The 18,219-nt window shown below is 71.8% G+C and carries 16 protein-coding genes; 13 read left to right on the forward strand and 3 right to left on the reverse strand.

The window, feature by feature from the left end; all coding sequences use genetic code 11:
* Position 1: 1 nt before the first annotated feature.
* The 8 genes from ACIBH1_RS25080 to ACIBH1_RS25115 all read left to right on the forward strand — a co-directional run bounded on the left by ACIBH1_RS25080 (position 2) and on the right by ACIBH1_RS25115 (position 8,201).
* Positions 2 to 175 carry an MbtH family NRPS accessory protein gene (locus ACIBH1_RS25080; protein WP_181610263.1) on the forward strand — a complete coding sequence of 58 codons (174 nt, stop codon included), beginning with the start codon at positions 2 to 4 and terminating at the stop codon, positions 173 to 175.
* Entirely contained in the window at positions 175 to 1,710 is a 1,536-nt protein-coding gene (locus tag ACIBH1_RS25085) for a tryptophan halogenase family protein (protein ID WP_397316343.1), read from the forward strand. The genes ACIBH1_RS25080 and ACIBH1_RS25085 overlap by 1 nt, the downstream gene beginning before the upstream one ends.
* Positions 1,707 to 2,213: a flavin reductase family protein gene (locus ACIBH1_RS25090; protein ID WP_397316344.1), complete on the forward strand. Its 507-nt coding sequence runs from the start codon at positions 1,707 to 1,709 to the stop codon at positions 2,211 to 2,213. Before ACIBH1_RS25085 ends, ACIBH1_RS25090 begins: the two co-directional genes overlap by 4 nt.
* Complete coding sequence (locus ACIBH1_RS25095) at positions 2,206 to 4,083, forward strand: RiPP maturation radical SAM C-methyltransferase (protein WP_397316345.1); 1,878 nt, start codon at positions 2,206 to 2,208, stop codon at positions 4,081 to 4,083. The genes ACIBH1_RS25090 and ACIBH1_RS25095 overlap by 8 nt, the downstream gene beginning before the upstream one ends.
* A 73-nt stretch (positions 4,084 to 4,156) precedes the next feature.
* A complete protein-coding gene (locus ACIBH1_RS25100) occupies positions 4,157 to 4,888 on the forward strand; it encodes a class I SAM-dependent DNA methyltransferase (protein ID WP_397316346.1) in 732 nt (243 codons plus the stop codon).
* Positions 4,885 to 5,982 carry a hypothetical protein gene (locus ACIBH1_RS25105; RefSeq protein ID WP_397316347.1) on the forward strand — a complete coding sequence of 366 codons (1,098 nt, stop codon included), beginning with the start codon at positions 4,885 to 4,887 and terminating at the stop codon, positions 5,980 to 5,982. The genes ACIBH1_RS25100 and ACIBH1_RS25105 overlap by 4 nt, the downstream gene beginning before the upstream one ends.
* The gene (locus ACIBH1_RS25110; RefSeq protein WP_397316348.1) at positions 5,979 to 7,148 is read left to right on the forward strand and encodes a M16 family metallopeptidase; all 1,170 of its coding nucleotides are present in this window, start codon (positions 5,979 to 5,981) and stop codon (positions 7,146 to 7,148) included. Before ACIBH1_RS25105 ends, ACIBH1_RS25110 begins: the two co-directional genes overlap by 4 nt.
* 210 nt (positions 7,149 to 7,358) lie before the next feature.
* The gene (locus ACIBH1_RS25115) at positions 7,359 to 8,201 is read left to right on the forward strand and encodes a nucleoside-diphosphate kinase (RefSeq protein ID WP_397316349.1); all 843 of its coding nucleotides are present in this window, start codon (positions 7,359 to 7,361) and stop codon (positions 8,199 to 8,201) included.
* On the opposite strand, the gene ACIBH1_RS25120 is transcribed toward ACIBH1_RS25115, so the two are convergent.
* Both ACIBH1_RS25120 and ACIBH1_RS25125 read right to left on the reverse strand, forming a co-directional pair.
* Positions 8,193 to 9,224 carry a GNAT family N-acetyltransferase gene (locus tag ACIBH1_RS25120; protein ID WP_397316350.1) on the reverse strand — a complete coding sequence of 344 codons (1,032 nt, stop codon included), beginning with the start codon at positions 9,222 to 9,224 and terminating at the stop codon, positions 8,193 to 8,195. The genes ACIBH1_RS25115 and ACIBH1_RS25120 overlap by 9 nt on opposite strands.
* The gene (locus tag ACIBH1_RS25125; RefSeq protein WP_397316351.1) at positions 9,224 to 10,072 is read right to left on the reverse strand and encodes a GNAT family N-acetyltransferase; all 849 of its coding nucleotides are present in this window, start codon (positions 10,070 to 10,072) and stop codon (positions 9,224 to 9,226) included. The genes ACIBH1_RS25120 and ACIBH1_RS25125 overlap by 1 nt, the downstream gene beginning before the upstream one ends.
* Before the next feature lie 206 nt (positions 10,073 to 10,278).
* On the opposite strand from ACIBH1_RS25125, the gene ACIBH1_RS25130 reads away from it, so the two are divergent.
* The 5 genes from ACIBH1_RS25130 to ACIBH1_RS25150 all read left to right on the forward strand — a co-directional run bounded on the left by ACIBH1_RS25130 (position 10,279) and on the right by ACIBH1_RS25150 (position 17,583).
* Complete coding sequence (locus tag ACIBH1_RS25130; RefSeq protein WP_397316352.1) at positions 10,279 to 11,484, forward strand: hypothetical protein; 1,206 nt, start codon at positions 10,279 to 10,281, stop codon at positions 11,482 to 11,484.
* Complete coding sequence (locus ACIBH1_RS25135) at positions 11,481 to 13,190, forward strand: aminotransferase class I/II-fold pyridoxal phosphate-dependent enzyme (protein ID WP_397316353.1); 1,710 nt, start codon at positions 11,481 to 11,483, stop codon at positions 13,188 to 13,190. The genes ACIBH1_RS25130 and ACIBH1_RS25135 overlap by 4 nt, the downstream gene beginning before the upstream one ends.
* Positions 13,187 to 15,073, forward strand: coding sequence for a DUF4910 domain-containing protein (locus tag ACIBH1_RS25140; protein ID WP_397316354.1), 1,887 nt, complete (start codon positions 13,187 to 13,189; stop codon positions 15,071 to 15,073). Before ACIBH1_RS25135 ends, ACIBH1_RS25140 begins: the two co-directional genes overlap by 4 nt.
* Positions 15,073 to 16,284 (forward strand): MFS transporter, encoded by a 1,212-nt coding sequence (locus tag ACIBH1_RS25145; protein WP_397316355.1) that lies wholly within the window; start codon positions 15,073 to 15,075, stop codon positions 16,282 to 16,284. Before ACIBH1_RS25140 ends, ACIBH1_RS25145 begins: the two co-directional genes overlap by 1 nt.
* Positions 16,285 to 16,500: 216 nt before the next feature.
* Complete coding sequence (locus ACIBH1_RS25150; RefSeq protein ID WP_397316356.1) at positions 16,501 to 17,583, forward strand: alkaline phosphatase family protein; 1,083 nt, start codon at positions 16,501 to 16,503, stop codon at positions 17,581 to 17,583.
* Here ACIBH1_RS25150 and ACIBH1_RS25155 read toward each other — a convergent pair.
* Positions 17,564 to 18,196, reverse strand: a complete 633-nt coding sequence (locus ACIBH1_RS25155; protein WP_397316357.1) for a hypothetical protein — start codon at positions 18,194 to 18,196, stop codon at positions 17,564 to 17,566. The genes ACIBH1_RS25150 and ACIBH1_RS25155 overlap by 20 nt on opposite strands.
* Positions 18,197 to 18,219: the final 23 nt, after the last annotated feature.

The following is an 18,219-nucleotide window of genomic DNA, read 5'->3' on the forward strand; positions in this document are numbered from 1 at the left end:
GATGTTCAAGGTCGTCGTCAACCACGAGGGGCAGTACTCCGTGTGGCCCGAGGGCCGCGACAACCCCGACGGCTGGACGGACGAGGGTGTCCGCGGCAGCCGCGAGGAGTGCCTGACGCACATCTCGGCCGTCTGGACAGACATGCGGCCGCTCAGCCTGAGAGGACAGCACTGATGATCAACGACGTCGTGATCGTGGGTGGGGGTACGGCCGGCTGGATGACCGCCACCTACCTCAAGGCCGCCTTCGGTGACCGGGTCGGCATCACCCTGGTCGAGTCGCCCCGCATCCCGACCATCGGGGTGGGGGAGGCGACCTTCAGCACCGTCCGCCACTTCTTCGACTACCTGGGCCTCGAAGAGAGCGAGTGGATGCCGCAGTGCGCGGCCTCCTACAAGCTGGCCATCCGCTTCGAGAACTGGCGCGGCGACGGCACCCACTTCTACCACCCGTTCGAGCGGCTGCGGGTGAGCGACGGCTTCACCCTGGCCGACTGGCACCTGCGGCTCAACGGCGCCGACGAGCCGTTCGACCGGGCCTGCTACGTCACCCCGTGGTTGTGCGAGAACCGGCGCTCGCCGAGGCTGCTCGACGGCAGCCTGTTCGCCGGCGGCCTGGACGGCTCGCTCGGCCGCTCCACCCTGGAGGAGCAGCGTGCCCAGTTCCCCTACGCCTACCACTTCGACGCTGCCCAGCTCGCCACCTACCTGACCGGCATCGGCGTGAAGCAGGGCGTGCGCCACGTGCTCGACGACGTGACCGCCGTCGGCCAGGACGAGCGCGGCTGGATCAGCCACGTCACCACCAAGGAGCACGGCGACGTCACCGGGCAGCTCTTCGTCGACTGCACCGGCTTCCGCGGCCTGCTGATCAACCAGACGCTCGGCGAGAACTTCCGCTCCTTCACCGACGTGCTGCCCAACAACCGCGCCGTCGCCCTGCGCGTGCCGCGCGAGGAGCAGGAGCTGATCAACCCCTACACGACGGCGACGGCCATGGACGCGGGCTGGATCTGGACCATCCCGCTCTACGGCCGCAACGGCACCGGCTACGTCTACTCCGACGAGTTCTGCTCGCCGGAGGAGGCCGAGCGCGCCCTGCGGGCCTTCGCCGCCCCCGGACGCGACGACCTGGAGGCCAACCACATCAGGATGCGCATCGGCCGCAACGAGCGCTCCTGGGTCGGCAACTGCGTCGCGGTGGGCCTGTCCAGCGGCTTCGTCGAGCCGCTGGAGTCGACCGGGATCTTCTTCATCCAGCACGCCATCGAGCAGCTCGTGAAGCACTTCCCCGACGAGCGGTGGGAGCCGCGCCTGATCGACGGCTACAACGACAAGGTGGCCAGGGTCATCGACGGCGTACGCGAGTTCCTGGTGCTGCACTACCGCGCCACGGCCCGCGCCGACACGCCCTACTGGAAGGAGACCAAGGCCCGCGAGATCCCGCCGTTCATGGCGGAGTTCCTGGAGATCGCGGCGACCAGGCTCCCCGACGAGAGCACGATCTACCCCTACTACCACGGATTCGAGCTCTACTCGTGGATCACGATGCTGCTCGGGCTGGGACACGCCCCGCAGGGAGCGCGACCCGCGCTCGCCCACCTGGACCCGGCCGGAGCCACGGCCCAGTTCGCCGGCCTGCGCGCGGAGGCGGAGCGCATGGTGTCGGTCTTGCCCACCGCCCACGAATACCTGACGAGCCTGCGGTGAGAACGCTCGTCGACGTCTGCCGCACGTTCATGAGCTCGTACCCGACGGGCGTGGCGGTCGTGACGGCGATGAGCCCGGACGGCGAACCCTGCGGGCTCACCTGCTCGTCGCTGATCAGCGTCACGTTCGCCCCGCCGACGTTGCTGGTCAGCATCAACGTGCACAGCCGCACCCTGGCGGCCACCGTCGGGTCCGGAGGTTTCGGCGTCAACCTGCTGCACGCCAGAGCGCGGGCGGCGGCAGAACTGTTCTCCTCCCTCACCGCGGACCGCTTCTCCGCCATCAGGTGGTCGCCCGCGGGGCGGCTGCGGCTGCCCCGGCTGGAGGACGACCTGCACGGCTGGGCGGAGTGCACGGTCCAGGAGGTGTGGACGGTCGGCGACCACGCGCTCGTGCTCGGCCGGGTCGCCGACATCGCCAGCGACCCGGAATCACCGCTCATGTACGGCTTCCGTGAGTACGCCACGTGGGCCCGCGACGGGGAAAGGACCCTTCGTGCTTGACATCGCCCTGGTCAACATGCCGTTCGCGGACCGCAGACGGCCCTCGTTCGCGCTGAGCCAGCTCTCCTCGCTGGTGCAGCGCGACTTCGAGGACGAGGTCAGCGTCCGCGTCTGCTACCTCAACCACGACGTGGTGCGCTATTTCGGGACCGAGCTGTACGACGCCATCGCGGAGGGCATGGAGCACCACGTCGCCGGCATCGGCGACTGGCTGTTCCGCCAGGTCGCCTTCCCCGAAGCGCCCGACAACAGCGAGGAGTACTTCGGCCGCTACTTCGCCGGGCCCGCGCACGCGCCCCTGCGGGCGCGGCTGATGCGGGCCCGCGACCGCCTCGGCGAGTTCTGCGCGAGCCTGGCGGACAAGTACCGGCTGGGCGAGGCCGACGTGGTCGGGTTCAGCTCGATGTTCATGCAGACCGTGCCGAGCCTGGCCATGGCGGCCGCCGTCAAGGAGCGTTCACCCTCGACCGTCACGGTCATGGGCGGCGCCAACTGCGAGGCCCCGATGGGCGCCTCGCTCGTGGAGCACGCCACCCAGCTCGACTACGTCTTCTCCGGCCCCGCGCTGCGCAGCTTTCCCCGCTTCCTGCGCGCGGTGATCGACGGTGACGACGAGACGCCCGACCGCATCCTCGGCGTGGTGTCACGGCGCAACTGCCACGAGGAGCGCTACCGCCGGGCCATCGGCGCCGACACCGACATCGACGACTGCGTGGAGCCCGACTACGCCTCGTTCGCCTCGTCCTTCGACGAGCTGACCGCGACCGTCGACGACAAGGTCGAGCCGATCCTGTTCTTCGAGACCTCGCGCGGCTGCTGGTGGGGCGAGCGCTCGCACTGCACCTTCTGCGGGCTCAACGGCCAGGGCATGGCCTACCGGGCGATGTCGCCCGAACGGGCCGTGTCCCAGTTCGAGCGGCTCTTCGAGTACGCGCCCTGGTGCAAGGTCTACTCCTGCACCGACAACATCATGCCGCTGGAGTACCTCACCGAGGTCCTGCCCAAGCTGCAGCCGCCGCCCGGCGCGTCGATCTTCTACGAGGTCAAGGTCGGCCTGGACCAGCAGGACATGAGCGAGATGGCCAGGGCGGGTGTCGACCGGATCCAGCCGGGCATCGAGGCGCTCTCGACGGGCACGCTGAAGCTCATGAAGAAGGGCTCCTCGTCCTTCCAGAACATCCAGCTGCTCAAGAACTGCGTCAGGTACGGCATCGCCCCGGCGTGGAACCTGCTCATCGGCTTCCCCGGCGAGCCGGAGTCGACGTTCGCCAAGTACGTCGACGACCTGCCGCTGCTGGCCCACCTGCCCCCGCCCGAGGGCGTCTTCCCCGTCAGGTTCGACCGCTACAGCCCCTACTTCAACCAGGCCGACGAGTTCGGGCTCGACCTGCGTCCCGTCGACCACTACCGGCTCACCTACCCCTTCCCCGAGGAGTCGCTGAACCATCTGGCCTACTACTTCAACGACCGGGCCGTCGCCCCGTACATGATCGGCGTGGCCAGGTGGATCAGGCCGCTCACGAAGGCCGTGAGTGCCTGGCTGGGCGGCTGGGAGGGCGACGAGCCGCCGATCCTGCGCCTGGAGGACAAGGTCGTGCTCGACTCCCGCTCCGGGACGCTGAAGAGGTACGAGCTGGACGAGGCGGTGGCGCGCACGCTGCTCATCCTCGAACGCCCCACCCGCGTCGACCGGCTCGCGCCCGAAGAGGCCGCGCATCTCGACGAGCTGCGCGAGCGCGGCCTGATCTTCGTCGAGGGCGAGCGGGCCATGAGCCTGGTCCTCGCGGAGACCGGGGTCGACCCGCTGCCCAGGCCGCGGCGCTCGCTGGTCAGCTCCCGCCGCAGGCTGCCGGTGCTGACGACCGGATAGGCCTGTGCGGCGTGTTTGTGCCAATGACGCCCGTGAAGGCCGGCCGGACGAGCGGGACGGCGATGATCGGGCCATGCAGGACTTCGATCACTGGGCGGAGCTCTACGTCACCTGGACGGCGATGGGCGGAGCCGATCCGCGGGAGGTCGCCTACTACCGCAGGCTGGCCGCCATGGCGGAGGGGCCCGTCGCCGACCTCGGGGTCGGGGTGGGCCGCCTGGCCGCCGAGCTCGGCCCCCGCTTCGGGGTCGATGTCTCGGCGGCGATGCTGGACGAGGCCCGCGAGCGGCTGGGCCAGGGGATCGAGCTGATCCGGGCCGACCTCGCGGGCTACGCGCTGCCCGAGCGGGCGGCGCTGCAGTACTGCGGCCAGAACACGCTCAACCACCTCACGCGCGAGGCCGTGCGCGACGCGCTGGTCTGCGCCTTCCACAACTCCCTGCCGGGCGGACGGCTCGCCTTCGAGGTCGTGCAGCCGCGCCCCGAACGCCAGAAGGCCCGCGACGGCGTGCCCCGACTGCGGGTCTGGGACGAGCGGCGCGCCGTGTGGGAGATCACCCGGATGCTCGACAAGCAAGGCCTGGAGGTCGAGATGATAGGTCTGCTCGAAACGCTCGACGACCACCGCACGGTCGACAGGCGCTACTTCCCGCCGATCCGCATGTGCTTCCTGACCATGGCCGAGATCGAGAAGTGGGCGGGGGAGGCGGGCTGGGAGGTGGAGGACGCCCACGCCGGGTTCGCCGGAGAGCCGCTCACGCCCGAATCGTCGACCGCCGTGTGGTGCCTGCGCAGGCCCGCATGAACGCCGAGCAGCTCGTCGCCACCCTGGAACTGGTCACCGGCGAAGAGATGGAGACGCCGGGCGAGGTGCTCTACGTCGCCAGGCGCGAGCAGCCCTCGCTGGTGGCCACCCTGCTGAGCGCCTGGGAGAGCGAGGGCCGGCGGCTCAGCCCCACCCTGGCCCACGAGCTGGAGCAGCAGCGCGGACGGATGGCCTTCTACCGCGGCCAGTGGGAGCGCCTGGCCGACAGGCCCGTGTCGCTGAAGGGCCTGGAGGTCGCCGACCGGTATCCGGGCGGGCTCCTGAGATACATGAACGACCTCGACCTCTGGGTGCCCGACCGCGACCGGCTGTGGACGATGACCGGCCGGCTGCTCGACGAGGGCTGGTCGATGCACACCGCCACGTTCGTCAGGTTCGGCGGGCGGACCGAGGTGATCGTGAGCCTGCGCCGGCTGCCCGATGACCCGTACGGCCTGCCGTACGGGATCGAGCTGAGCACGGTGGCCTACATCGGCGACGGCATCGGGGCGCCGCACAGGACGGGCGCGCCAGAGGATCCGGTGGTCAAGAACCTGCTGGCGCTGATCTACGAGCGGTTCGAGCAGCGCTACCGGGCCAGGGACCTGGTCGACGCCGCGGTGCTGCTCGCCGGGGCTGACCGGGACACGCTCGCGCGGTGCGCGCACGCGGTCGGCGAGGCGGAGCTGTGGCCCGAATACGCCGAGCTGTCCGGCCTCCTGGAGCGCAGCCCGTTCGACGTGCCGGAGCTGCCCGGCGAGCGGCGGGCGCAACTGCGCGAGAGCAGGTCGCGGCGGCGCGCCAGGGTGCTGGGCGCGATGCGGCGGCCCATCCGCCTGGCGGCCAGGACGCTGCAACTACGCAGGCCGGGCGCCTCGATCCTGGGGCGGCTGACCCCGAAGGCCGCGCTCGACGCCGGCATGATCCTGTTCGCGCTGCCGGTCGAGGGCGGCGAGCGCACGGACGAGCTGACGTTGCGCGAGCAGGGCAGGGCCCTGTGGGCGCACACCCCCGTGGGCCGGTTCATCCTGGTGCACGGCACCGAGGTCGACGAGGACCTGCTGGCGGGAGCCGAGCCGGTGGGCGCGCTGTGAGCCGCCCGATCCACGTGCCCTCGCCGGGCGGAGCCCCCGCCTGGCTCGTGCACCGGCCGGGCGCGGCCGTGACCACGGTCAGCGTGTGGCTGCGCGCCGGTTCCCGCCACGAGGGACCAGGTACGGCGGGCGGCACGCACCTGCTGGAGCACGTCCTCATGCAGGCCCCGCTGGCCGGCGGCGAGCGGGTCGTCGACCTGCTGGAGGAGCTCGGCGGCGAGGCCAACGCCATCACCGGGCGCGAGCACCTGGCCCTCTACGCGCGGGTGCCGACCGAGGAGGCGGGCAAGGCCCTGGAGGTGCTGGCCAGGGCTCTGGCGGAACCCGACCTGAGCGCCGGCGTGCTGGAGGCCGAGCGCAAGGTCGTCCGCGAGGAGCTGCGGCTGGCCGGCAGCGACCCCCTGGACGTCGTCCACGACGTCTTCTTCGGGCTCGCCTACCCCGGCCACCCGCTGGGCAGGCCCGTCGGCGGCACGCTCGACGAGGTCGACGCCCTGGAGCTGGACGCGCTGCGTGCCCACCACCGGCGTTTCCTCGGCTCCGCCGGGGTCGTGGTCTGCGGCGGCGCCGACCCCGACGACCTGGCGCGCACCTTGGACAAGGGCCCGCTCGCGTCACTGCCTCCCTGGCGGCCCGCGCCGCAGGCGCCCCCGGAGTGGCGCGGAGGCCGCGAGACCCTGCGGCTCAACTCCGACACCGCGGGCGTGGTGATCGGCGGCGAGTGCGGCGGCTCGCCCGCGTGGCCGGTCCTGATGGAACTGCTGGCAGGAGCTAGCTCCGCGCTGCTCACCGAGGAACTGCGCAACGTGCTGGGACTCTGCTACGAACTGTGGGCCGTGGCCGCCCCCTACCGCGATACCGGCGCCTGGCGGGTCTTCCTGGCGACCGCGCCCGAGCACGCGGACGAGGTCGTGGCCCGCGCGACGGAGCTCCTGGCCGACCCGCGCTGGACGACGGCGCAGGTGCGCCGGGCCGCCAGACGCGCGGCCGCGCTGATGCGCCTGGAGGCGGAGCAGTCGCTGGAGGAGGTCCTGCTGTACGGCAAGCACGCCCTGGTGCCGGGTGACCCCGGCTGGACGCTCGCGGCGGAGCTGGCGGCGATCGAATCGGTGGCGGAGGTTCCCTCGCTGAAGGGCCCGCTCGCGGTGGCGATTTGTTGCCAATAAAAGCGGCGCCCGGCGAATGGCCGGCGAATGCGGTGAGGATGAATTATTCGCGACAGAAAGGAACCGTCATGGACCGCAATCGTCGTGTGACCCGCCGTCCCAAGCCCAAGAAGAACTGAGGGAGAAAACCATGGACAGGAACCGCATCATTTGGCTCAGGCGGCCACGGGTGACGAAGTCCCGCAAGGGCTAGAAATCAGGGAGTGACGGATGGCCGAGATCGTGTGGGACAGGACGATCCTGTTCCTGTTTCCGCCCGACGCATTGTTGCGGCATCTGGTCACTCCGGTCCTGGACCGGCTGAAGGAGCACGGGTTCGAGCCGACACGCTATGCGGTGCTGTGGCACCGGCCGCCCGGGCAGGACGCCTTCCAGGAAACCAAGATCACTTCCGTATGGAAGGCCTACTTCTACCGGCAGGTCGATGTCGTGTTCGACCTGGGACCGAGCCTCGCCCTGCTGGTAGAGGACAGGTCAGGCGCTCCCGAGCCGCACCGGCGGCTGCGCGAGCTGAAGGGCGCGAGCGACCCGGCGCAGGCCGAGCCCGGCACGATCCGGCGCGACCTGCGCGGCATCAACGTCCTGCTCGACCTGGTCCACAGCTCCGACAGCCCGGACGACTCCCGGCACGAGGCCGGCATCTTCATGGGCGAGGGCCACGGCACGCCGCTCGACGGCGACCAGGGACCGCTCCGCGACCTGGTGGCGCTCCTCGAAGCGGGCCTGCCACGCGAGACCAGGCAGTTCGACGACGTGCGCCGCGGCCTGCGATCCAGGGTCGTGGCCGCGCTCTGGCACGACCTCGACGCGGAGGCGCGCAAGCTGGCCCCCGAGCTGGCCGCTTCGTCGAGGGAGGGCGCGGGCGCCGAGCTCGCGGCGCTGCTCCCCGGCGGGCATCCGCTGGCGTCGTTCCTGGCCTGCGAGTTCCTGCCAGGAGGCGAGCGGTTCGACCTGCGCAGGGCCGCTGCCAGGCTGGCGGTCTACGGGGTGAGCGTGGATCCGTGGGAGCACGCCGTGCTCCAGACCTCGATGCTCTTCCCTCCCCTACGCTGACAGCGTGGTCGTCCTGGCGCTCCACTCGATCATCGGCTTGAGCTCGGGATCCAGCGCCAGCACCCAGACCGGCATCTCCACGGCCCTGCAGCCCCTGGCCAGCTTGGCCCGCCACGAGCCGTGACCGTAGTGCAGGCGGGTGACGCCGGCCTGCGCGGCATGCCGGGCGGGCTCGTAGAAGACGGTGGCGAAGTAGGTGTGCTTGGCCGGCGCCGCGTCGTAGGCCATGGCCGTGCTGACGGCGTACCAGGTGCCCCGGTGGGGGACGAACAGGCCGTAGCCCAGGAGCCGGTCGTCCAGCTCAGCGCTGAACAGCAGGGCGCCGCCCGCGCAGAGCGCCTCCAGGCGGCGGGCGCAGGCCTCGCGGTCCGCGCCGCCGCCGTACTTCCGGGAATGGGCCCACTTCAGGTCGACCATCCCCGGGACCGGTCGTGAGATGTCGCTCATGCCGAACCGGACGCCCGCCTCGGCCAGCCGCCGCATCTCCCGCCGGGCCTCGCTCGCCCGGTGGGCGGGCAGGGGTGTTCCCGGTACGAGCTCGCACGAATACGACATCGGGATCCCGGTGAAGCCGCCCTCCTCCAGCGCCCGCTCCAGCGCCCGGCCGCGCGTGTACAGGAACGCCACCGCCCGCAGCCCTCTGGCCTGCGCCCAGGCGACGATCTCGGCGACCAGGTCGGCCACGGCTCCGGCGTCGCCGCCCGCCGGACCGAGCGCGTGGCACTCGTAGCCGGGCAGCATGACGATCAGGTGCGGCGTGCAGCCGGGCCAGGCCGGACCCGCCGACCGCGCCGCCCTGGTGGCCCCGGCCAGCGGCAGTTGCCTGGTGTCGTCCGTCAGGATGTGCCGCAGGTCGAACACCTCGCCCGGATGCCCCCGCTCGACCACGGTCCCGTGCAGGACAGCCCCGCCCCGCTCGAAGGTGTACGGCAGGCCGGGCACCCGCCCGTCCATCGCGGCCAGCCAGCGTCCCGTGCTGAACAGCGGCCCCTCGACCGGGAGGAACCCGGCGGTCACCCGCATCAGACCCTCAGCAGGCAGGCGTCGAGGGCCAGACGGCTCAGCCCGTGTCTGAGCTTGAAGGTCGCATTGCCCCGCCCGCCCTCCAGGACCTCGCACCCCTCGTGGACGGCCTGCTCGGCGGTCGCGGCGTGCAGCAGCGCGTAAGGGCTGAAGCCGCCCTTGACGTCGTAGTCGACGCCGCAGGCCCAGGCATGGAACCGGCGGCCGTCGCGCAGCACGACCCCGGCGGCGATCAGCCGCTCCTCCTGGCGGATCTCGATGGCCAGCGCCAGGTCGCCGAGCCCCGCGACGAACTCGGCGAACAGCTCGGGCGGGTAGAAGCCGCCGGTGCCGTGCCTGGCCGCGGTCCTGGCGCACAACCGGCCGATCTCCATGAGATCGGACTCGGCCGCGACCCCGACACGCTGCCACACGCCCGCCTCGGCCGCCCTGCGCCGCCCCCTCCGCAGGTTGATCCGCGCCCTCGGGGTCGCGTGCGCGAACGGATCGGGCAGCCCGCGCAGGTCCAGGCGGAACCGGTCCTCGATGTGCTCGGCGGGGAAACCCAGGCCGATCAGGCCCTCGCGCAGCGGCGAGTCATGGGCGACGTTGACGAAGCCGTACCACTCGGCCTCCAGCTCCGCGGCCAGCCCGCGCATCGCCTCGACCACCGCTGCCAGATGCCGCTCGCCGGGCAGCCACGCGTCGTAGCAGTGCCAGACATGGCTCAGCAGCCCCCGCTCCGCCCCGGTCACCGGATAGCGGGCGCCCAGCTGGCCGAGAGGGTCCAGCCCGTCGATCAGCGAGAGCGGCAACACGGCGACAGGACGCCCGTTTTCGCGCACCACGAAATAGCGGAAGAGTTTCACCGCCGTCAACGGCGAACGCGCATAGGACCGCAGATATCGATGCCGATAGAAAACCGGCGCTCCGCAGGCGGAGACAATCGCATCCCATTCGTTCTGGTCAAGGATGTCGATTGACGTGATGATGCCAATGTCCAGGCTCGGGCTCATGTTCGCCTTTCGTCGCCGGTAAAAGGATATTAAGCACAAGAATGAGCCGGGAGGAAGTCGTGGCCAGAGTTGTCTTCCACAACAAGGTCGGTGGTTCCGAAACGCTGGAGGCCGCCGCCGGTCGGCCGCTCATGGAGGTCCTGACCGCCCACGGCATCCCCGTCAACGCGGTCATCACCACCCTCAACGGGAAGATCGTCCCCGAGGAGACGACGATCGTCGGCGAGCACGACGTCATCGAGTTGCGCCAGGTGCGCCACTACGACCTCGACGTCACCCGCAGGCCCGCCACGACGGTGTACGGCACGCCCAACCCGATCTACACCAAGTCGATCCTCTTCGACACCCAGGGCCGCCTGGAGCGGCGCGTGGAGCAGTTCGACGAGAACAGCTTCGTCCGCTTCGTCGAGGAGACCTTCGTCCAGGGCGTGCTCAGCCACGGCGTGCTCCAGGAGGGCGACAACGTCGTCATCGGCCTGTCCGGAGGACGCGACAGCGTCGCCTTCCTCAAGCTGCTCGAACGCACCAAGCACCGGCTGCCCGCCTTCACGATGACCTCGGTGACGATCACCGGCCTGCCCGACTGGGAGGAACCGGCCACCTTCGCCGCCGCCCGCGCCTCGGCCGAGGCGCTCGGCATCGACCAGGCCATCGTCGACGCCTCCGACATCGAGCGGGTCTTCAAGCTCCGCCGGCCGTTCGTGTCGGCCATGAACGAAGTGGTGGGCGGCGACCGCAGCCACCTCAACATGGTCGTGGGCCACCAGGTGCTGCGCCGCATGCTGGAGGACCACGCCGAAAGCATCGGCGCCGGGACCGTCGCGTTCGGCTTCAACGCCGACGACCTGGTGGCCAGCATGGTCACCTGGATCACCAGCGGGTTCAGGATGGGCGGCATCCCGGTCAGGCAGATCGGCGGGATGCGCTACATCTTCCCGCTCTACCGCATCCCCAAGAAGGAACTGACGATCTACCTGGAGCTCGTCGCCCCCGAGCTGAACCGGCAGGGCACGCCAGGCCGCTTCACCACCGGTCCGCAGGAGCGCTCGATGGCCTACGCCATGGCCGACCACCTGTACGGCCTGTGGCCCGGCATCGACTACTACCTGTTCGAGTCGTTCTCCACGATGCAGCGCTACATGTTCCCGCTGGTCGAGGAGAAGTGCCGGGTCTGCGAGGGCGTCTACGTCGCGCAGGAGGGCGTGCGCAACCCCGTCGACATCTGCGACGTGTGCGACTTCTTCGCGCGAGCGGAGTTCACGTGATCCGCTGGTACGCCGACTACTTCACCTCCGAATACTGGAGTTTCGCCCGGCACGAATACACCGGCGAGCGCACGCAGGCCGAGACCGCCTACCTGCTGCAGGCGCTCGCCGAGCACGCGCCCGGCCGCAGGGTGCTCGATCTCGGCTGCGGCATCGGCAGGCACGCGGTGGGCCTGGCCCGCCACGGCTACCGGGTCACCGGGGTCGACATCTGCGCCTGGGCGCTGGAGGAGGCCAGGTCGGCGGCCGACCGTGAAGGCGTGCGGGTCGGCCTGGTCGAGGGCGACCTGCTGGAGCGGGTCGAGCTCCCGGAGGCCGACGCGGCGATCTGCGTGCAGGCGTTCGGCTGGGGACGCGACGACGAGCAACTCGCCCTGCTGCGCCGGGTGCGCGAGCGGCTGGTGCCGGGCGGGCTGCTCGTGCTCGACCACTCGAACGTCGCCGCCATCCTGCGTCAGTACCGGGCCGAGGACCGGTTCGAGGCCGAGGGCGACACCTTCGACTTCCGGCGCAGCTACGACCCGCTCGACGGCCGCAGCCGCGGCGAGCTGCGCGTCACGCACGCCGACGGCCGCGTCGCGGTCCTGCGCGACGACGTCAGGCTCTACCTGCCGAGCGAGGTCGTGGCGCTGGTCAGGGCGGCGGGCTTCGACGTGCTGCGCGCGGACGCCGACTTCAGGGTGGGCGCCCCCGTGCGGCCGGAGACCCGCTACGTCCAGCTCCTCGCCGTCGCCGCCCCGCGCCCGCGCCCCGCCGTCCTGGGGCACCGCGGCAGCAGCGCGGAGGTGGACCTGCGGTGGGCCCCGGACGAGATCGACTTCGTCCGCGACGCGATCGACAGCGCCTGGGCCGACGTCGGCGACCCCAGGGAGCCGTCCCGCGCCTACACCCTGGACGATCCGTACGGCTCGGCCCGCGCCACCCCCGTGCTCTCCCGCCACTTCGGCGTGTCACTCCTGCCCAGCCAGGTGGTGACGGGCGCGGGCACGACAGGCCTGCTCCACGCCCTCGCGGGTCCCGGCAGGCTCCTGCACACCGCGCACGCCCACCCCGACCTGCCCGCCTGGTCGGCGCAGCGCGGCGCCGAGCTGCGCGTGTACGCGCCGGACCAGGACGTGGCGAGCGAGCGGCCGACGACGATCCTGCTCGAACGGCCGAGCGTGCGCGGCGATGTGCTGCCCGTCGCCCAGGTGGCGGAACTGGCGCGGGCGGCCAGCTCGGCGGGCGGCATGCTCGTCGTCGACGAGGCGTGCGCCGGCTACCTGGGCCCGGAGGCCAGCGTCGTGCCGCTGACCACCCGGATGCCCGGCCTGGTCGTGCTGCGCAGCCTGTCGAAGGGCTACTGCTGCGGCGGCCTGCGCGCGGGCTTCGCCATCTGCTCGCCCGACGTCGCCGACACCGTACGGCAGGCGGTGCCCCCGCTGGGGATGTCGGCGCTGTCGCTCGAAGTGGCGCTGCGGCTCCTGGACCAGGGCGACGTGCTGGCCCAGCTCAGACAGGCCGTCGCGGCGGCCAAGCCCGAGCTGGTCGAAGTGCTGACCGGGCTGGGCTGCCGGGTCGAGCAGGGGCATCCCGCGCTGCCGTGGGTCGTCACCGAGGACGAGCTGCCGCCGTGGCTGGCGGGGCGCCGCCTGCACGGCCTGACCCGCGTCAGCGTGCCGCTCTCCCCGGCTCGCCGGGCCGCGCTCCGCCGGGCGGTGCCATGAACGTGGTCTCGGAGATCCACGCGGCTTTCGACGTACGGCAAGCGGTCGAGGACGTCGCCGAACTGGCGGCCCTCGACCGCTTCCAGGCTTCCGACGGGATCCAGGAGGCGGCCGAGTACGTCGCGGAACGGGCGGAGCGGGCGGGGCTCGACGACGTACGGCTCCATCGCTTCCCCGCCGACGGGGGGCGGCACTGGTGGAGCTTTCGCGCTCCGCACTCGTGGACGCCGGTGCGGGCCGCCATCGACGACGTGGTCCGCTATCCGGAGCAACCGTTCGCCCTCGCCTCCGGCTCGGCGCCGACCCCACCCGGCGGCGTCCTCGCCCGTGTGGCACCCCTGACAGACGTGATCGCGCGCCCCCCGGCCATCCAGGGCGCCGGCTCGCCGGCCCCGGCCGTGAGGGGCGCGGGCTCGCCGGCCCCGGCCGTGAGGGGCGCGGGCTCGTCGGCCTCGGCCGTGCAGGGTGCTGATCTGCCGGTGCTGGCCGTCCACGACTCGGACCTGCCGGTGCCCGTCGCCGTCGAGCAGGCGGCGAGGGCAGGGGCGTTCGGTCTGGTCACCGGGCGGCTGCCCGGCCCGGGCAGGGTCGAGCTGCCCCCGGGGAGCGGCCTGGTCGCGTTCAGCGTGACACCCGAGCAGGCCGCCGAGCTGCTGCGGCGGGGCACGGTGAGGGTCGAGGTCGAGACGCACGCGCGGGCCGCCATGCCCGTCGTGACGGGACTGCTGCCAGGAGCCGAAGCCGACGAGGTGCTGCTCTCGGCGCACCTGTGCCACCCGAGGCCGAGCGTCAACGACAACGCCTCCGGCGCCGCCGCGCTGCTCGGCGTGGCCCGTGCGCTCGCGGGACGCCGGGGACGGCGCGGCGTCAGGTTCGTCTGGGGCCCGGAGTTCACCGGCATGGCCGCCTACCTGCACGACGTCGCCGGCCGCCCACCCGCCGCCGCGGTCAACGTGGACATGGCGGGACAGGACCAGCGAAGGTGCGGCGGCCCGCTCATCGTCGAGCGCAGCCCCGACCACCTGCCCGGGTTCGTCAACGCGCTCGCCGAGCACGTCGTGGCGGCGCTGCCGCAGGCCGCCCGCTCCTACTCGGGGGCGGTGGCCTGCGACACGTGGGCCTGGCGGGCGACGCCGTTCGTCGGCGCCTCCGACCACAGCCTGCTCGTCGACGCGTCCGTCGGGTGCCCGACGGTGACGCTCGGGCACTGGCCGGACCGGTTCAACCACAGCGCCGCCGACACGCTGGACAAGCTCGACCCGGCCGAGCTGCGCCGTACCGCCACGGTGGCGGGGGCGTGCGCGGCGGTGCTCGCGGGGATGGCGGGGGAGCGCGACGAACTGGAGGGCATCGCGGTGGATTGGGCCGCCGCCCGGCTCCTGGAGTGCCGGGGAGGGGCGCCGGCACTGCTCCGGCACCGCACGGCCGTCGCCCTCGGCGCCCTGGACGGGTTCGAGGCGCTCTTCGGCCCGGGCGACGGCACGGCCCGCGCGTGGCTGACCGGCCTGGCCGACCACGTGGCGCTCGTCCCGCGTAAGCCCGCGGAAGGCGACGAGGCCGCGGAGGGTGACAAGCTCGTGGAACGCGCCGAGGCCGCCGTCACCCCCGTGCTCTGCCGTACCTGGGAAGGGCCGTTCAACCTGCGGGGGCTGGCCGAGGCGGCGAGTGCGGACGGGCGGGCGTGGCTGGAGCGCCAGGCGTCCCTGGCCAGAGCCCGCTCCTACGCGCTCATCCTCGCGCTGGCCCACGGCGTCGACGGCCGCAGGGACCGCGCGGCCGTGGCCGCCTATGCCGAGCACGCCTCAGGGCTGCCCGTCCCGCAAGACTTCGCCGACGAATTCCTGGCCGTCCTCGTCGAGGCCGGCTGGGCGAAGGAGGGCTGATGCGCGAGCTGCTGCGCGACCGCAGGTTCCTGCTGCTGTTCGTGGGCCAGACGGTGAACATGATCGGCGATCGCGCGCTCCTGGTGGTGCTGGGCATCTTCGTCAAGGAGCTGACCGGCTCGGACACGATGGCCGGCGTGGTGTTCATCCTGCTCTCGGTGCCGTCGTTCTTCGCGCCGCTGACCGGGCTGCTCGTCGACAGGTTCCCGCGACGCAAGGTCCTGATCGTCAACGACCTGCTGGCCGGGGCGCTGGTGCTCTGCCTTCTGCTGGTGCGCGATCCGGGCGACCTGTGGATCGTGTTCGCCGTGACGCTCGGGTACGGCTTCGCCAATGCGATCTTCGCCGCGGCCAGGGGCGGCCTGATCCACTCGATGGTGCCCGAGCGGCTGCTCGGCGACGCGAACGGGCTGCTCAGCTCGCTCGGCCAGGGCCTGAGGGTGCTCGGCCCGCTGATCGGCGCCGCGCTCTACGTGGCGCTCGGCCTGGCGGCGGTGGCGGTCCTCGACACGTTGACGTTCCTGATCTCTGTGCTGGTGCTGCTCATGCTCAGGAGGGTGCCCGATCTGGCCACCCCGGCCAGGCGGGAGCCCGGCACGTTCCGCGCCGACCTGCTCGCGGGGGTGCGCCACCTCATGGGCGACAGGGAGTTGCGGGCCGGCGTGCTCGCGGTGGCCGCCGCGTTGTCCGCGGCCGGGCTGGTCAACGCGGCCATGTTCGCCGCCGTGGAGCAGGGACTCGGCCGCCCCGCGGCCTTCGTCGGGGTCATCGCCGCCTTCCAGGGCGCCGGCTCCGTCGCCGGAGGCTTCGCCGTGGCCCCGCTCATCAGGAGGTACGGCGAGCATCGCGCGGCGGCCGTGGGGTTCGTCCTCAGCGCGGCGGGTCTGGCCCTGGTGATCCCCGCGACAGAGGTGACGATGTGCGCCGGCGGTGTTCTGGTGGGGCTTTCCATTCCGATTTTCATGGTCGCCACGACGACGCTCGTACAGCGCAGGACGGAGGCCGGGATGCAGGGCCGCGCGCTCACCGCAATGGACGCCATCATCGACCTTCCCTTCGTGCTCTCAATGGGCGCCGGGACGCTCGTGGTGGCGATCTTGGATTTCCGGGTGATCTATGCCGTGGCGGCCGTGATTTTCGCCGTGGTGGCCGCGTCGGTGCTGGTGAGGCGAGACTGGCGGATTGATGCCACGTTGACGCCCGTTGATTGACCGCTGCATTCGCCATTTTTACTCTGAAATCAGGAAATAGGCGAAAGCCGATCGAAATTCAGGAGGCGCCCGTGTTTCAGGAAAGCGTCCAGACCGCCGTCGAAACTCCCATCATGACAACACCTGAATTCGTGGCGAAAATGCTCGCCGCGCGTCAGGAGGTCCAGGTCATGAAGTTCCGCACCACGTGCACTGACTGCGTGCCGAACTACTGACATGACTGAGACCGGGACTACCCCCAGCCCCGGGCTCGATCTGCGTGCCGTCCCCGGCCTGGTTCTCTCCGAACTGGGCCGGGGCGGTCGCGGCGTGATCGTCCTGGCCGTCGACGGGCTCTCCTGGGGGGCCGCGGGACAGGTCTGGCGCTCCGCCGAGCTCACGTGCCTGACCTCCACCTTCCCCAGCACGTCGGCCACCGCCTGGCTGACCTCGGTCACGGGCGCGCCGGTGAGTGAGCACCTGGTCGTGGGCGCCGCCTACCGCGAGCGTGCGGGAGGCCCGCTCATCAACGTGATCACGGGCGACGTCCTGGCGGGCGAACCCGCCCGGCGCGAGCCGGTCCCGCCCCTGGTCACGCTCTTCGAGCGCGCGGAAGGCGCCGAATCCGTGGTCGTGGGCCGCGAGCTCGACCTGCTGCGCGGGCCCTGGGTGGAGACCTTGACGAGGGGCGCCGCTCGACAACCGGCGCGGCACGCCCTGACCCGCGATCCGCACGAGCTGGTGCCGGGCGTCGTGGCGGATGTCGAGGCGGCGATCTCGGTGCCGCGGAACGAGCCGCTGTTGCTGTGGGTCTACGTCAACCTCGACGACCATCTGCACGGTCACGGGTACGACGAGGCGGCCATGAGCGCGCTCGCCGTACTGGAGCAGCACGCGTCCGCCTGGGCCGCACGCGGCTGGAGCGTGCTCGCCTACGCTGACCACGGCCTGGTCCCCGTCGCGTCCGACCCGGCCCTGGCGCGGCGCTGGGCCGAGGTGGACGTGGCCGGCCTGTGCGAGCTGCCGGGTGGCGGCGCGGGCCGCGTGCGGTGGCTCTACCCACGCCCGGGCAAGGAGCGGGAGGTCGCGGACCGTCTGGCCGAGGCCATGGACGGCCACGCCAGGGTGCTACGGGCGGACGAACTCGACGTGGTGGAGCTGTCCCCTCGGGTGCGTGAGCGGCTGGGCGCGGTGGTGGCGATCGCCACGTCGCCGGCCTTTCCCCTGCCCGATCCTCGTCTCCGCCACGAGCACGGAGCGCTCAGCCCCGAGGAGATGCTGGTGCCGTTCGCCCGCTGGGTCAGATCCAGCCTCGTCTGACGGCCTCCGCCCCCGCCTGGAAGCGGCTGTTGGCGTTGAGGCGCTCCATCACGCCTGCCACGCGCCTGGCGAACGTCCGCTTGCTGAGGTGCAGCCGGGCGGCCGCCCGGTCGTCGGTGAGCCCGTCGTCGAGCGCGCGCAGGACCTCGTCCTGGCCGTCGTCGTCGAGCGTGCCGTTGCCCTTGTCGTTGAGGATGCGGCAGATGGTGTCGAAGACCCCGGCCACCGAGGTCGCGACCAACGGATTGGCGATCCTCTCCAGCCGCTCCGACGAGGTCAGCCCGGGATGCGCCACGTAGGTGACCACGCGGTCGCGCACGAGGATCTGGTAGGGGAGTCCCACCACGGTCCTGACGGTCGCGCCGGCCTGCCAGGCCTGCGCCAGAGGGGACGTGCGGCCCGGCTGGCCGGGTCCGTGCAGGATGTGGACGGCGACTCGGCGTCGCGCCATCCGGGCGAACAGGCGCGGCAGGGCGGGGTGCATCCGCTCCGGTTCCGCGGAGAGCACGAGCAGCTCGCTCTGGGTCTGCTCGGCCAGCTCCAGCTCGAGGAGGGGCAGCTCCAGCTGCAGTGCGGGGTTGAAGGGTAGGGGTCTGCTGGTGCTCAGAGACATCGATACCAACCCGGGTTGCCAGT

This window comes from Nonomuraea sp. NPDC050663 (assembly GCF_044456985.1).
GTDB lineage: Bacteria > Actinomycetota > Actinomycetes > Streptosporangiales > Streptosporangiaceae > Nonomuraea.

Bases quoted from the DNA above. Each gene is read 5' to 3' on its own strand.
- ACIBH1_RS25080 (WP_181610263.1), top strand. From the start codon at position 2: ATGTTCAAGGTCGTCGTCAACCACGAGGGGCAGTACTCCGTGTGGCCC.
- ACIBH1_RS25085 (WP_397316343.1), top strand. From the start codon at position 175: ATGATCAACGACGTCGTGATCGTGGGTGGGGGTACGGCCGGCTGGATG.
- ACIBH1_RS25100 (WP_397316346.1), top strand. From the start codon at position 4,157: ATGCAGGACTTCGATCACTGGGCGGAGCTCTACGTCACCTGGACGGCG.
- ACIBH1_RS25105 (WP_397316347.1), top strand. From the start codon at position 4,885: ATGAACGCCGAGCAGCTCGTCGCCACCCTGGAACTGGTCACCGGCGAA.
- ACIBH1_RS25115 (WP_397316349.1), top strand. From the start codon at position 7,359: ATGGCCGAGATCGTGTGGGACAGGACGATCCTGTTCCTGTTTCCGCCC.
- ACIBH1_RS25120 (WP_397316350.1), bottom strand. From the start codon at position 9,224: ATGCGGGTGACCGCCGGGTTCCTCCCGGTCGAGGGGCCGCTGTTCAGC.
- ACIBH1_RS25140 (WP_397316354.1), top strand. From the start codon at position 13,187: ATGAACGTGGTCTCGGAGATCCACGCGGCTTTCGACGTACGGCAAGCG.
- ACIBH1_RS25145 (WP_397316355.1), top strand. From the start codon at position 15,073: ATGCGCGAGCTGCTGCGCGACCGCAGGTTCCTGCTGCTGTTCGTGGGC.
- ACIBH1_RS25150 (WP_397316356.1), top strand. From the start codon at position 16,501: ATGACTGAGACCGGGACTACCCCCAGCCCCGGGCTCGATCTGCGTGCC.
- ACIBH1_RS25155 (WP_397316357.1), bottom strand. From the start codon at position 18,196: ATGTCTCTGAGCACCAGCAGACCCCTACCCTTCAACCCCGCACTGCAG.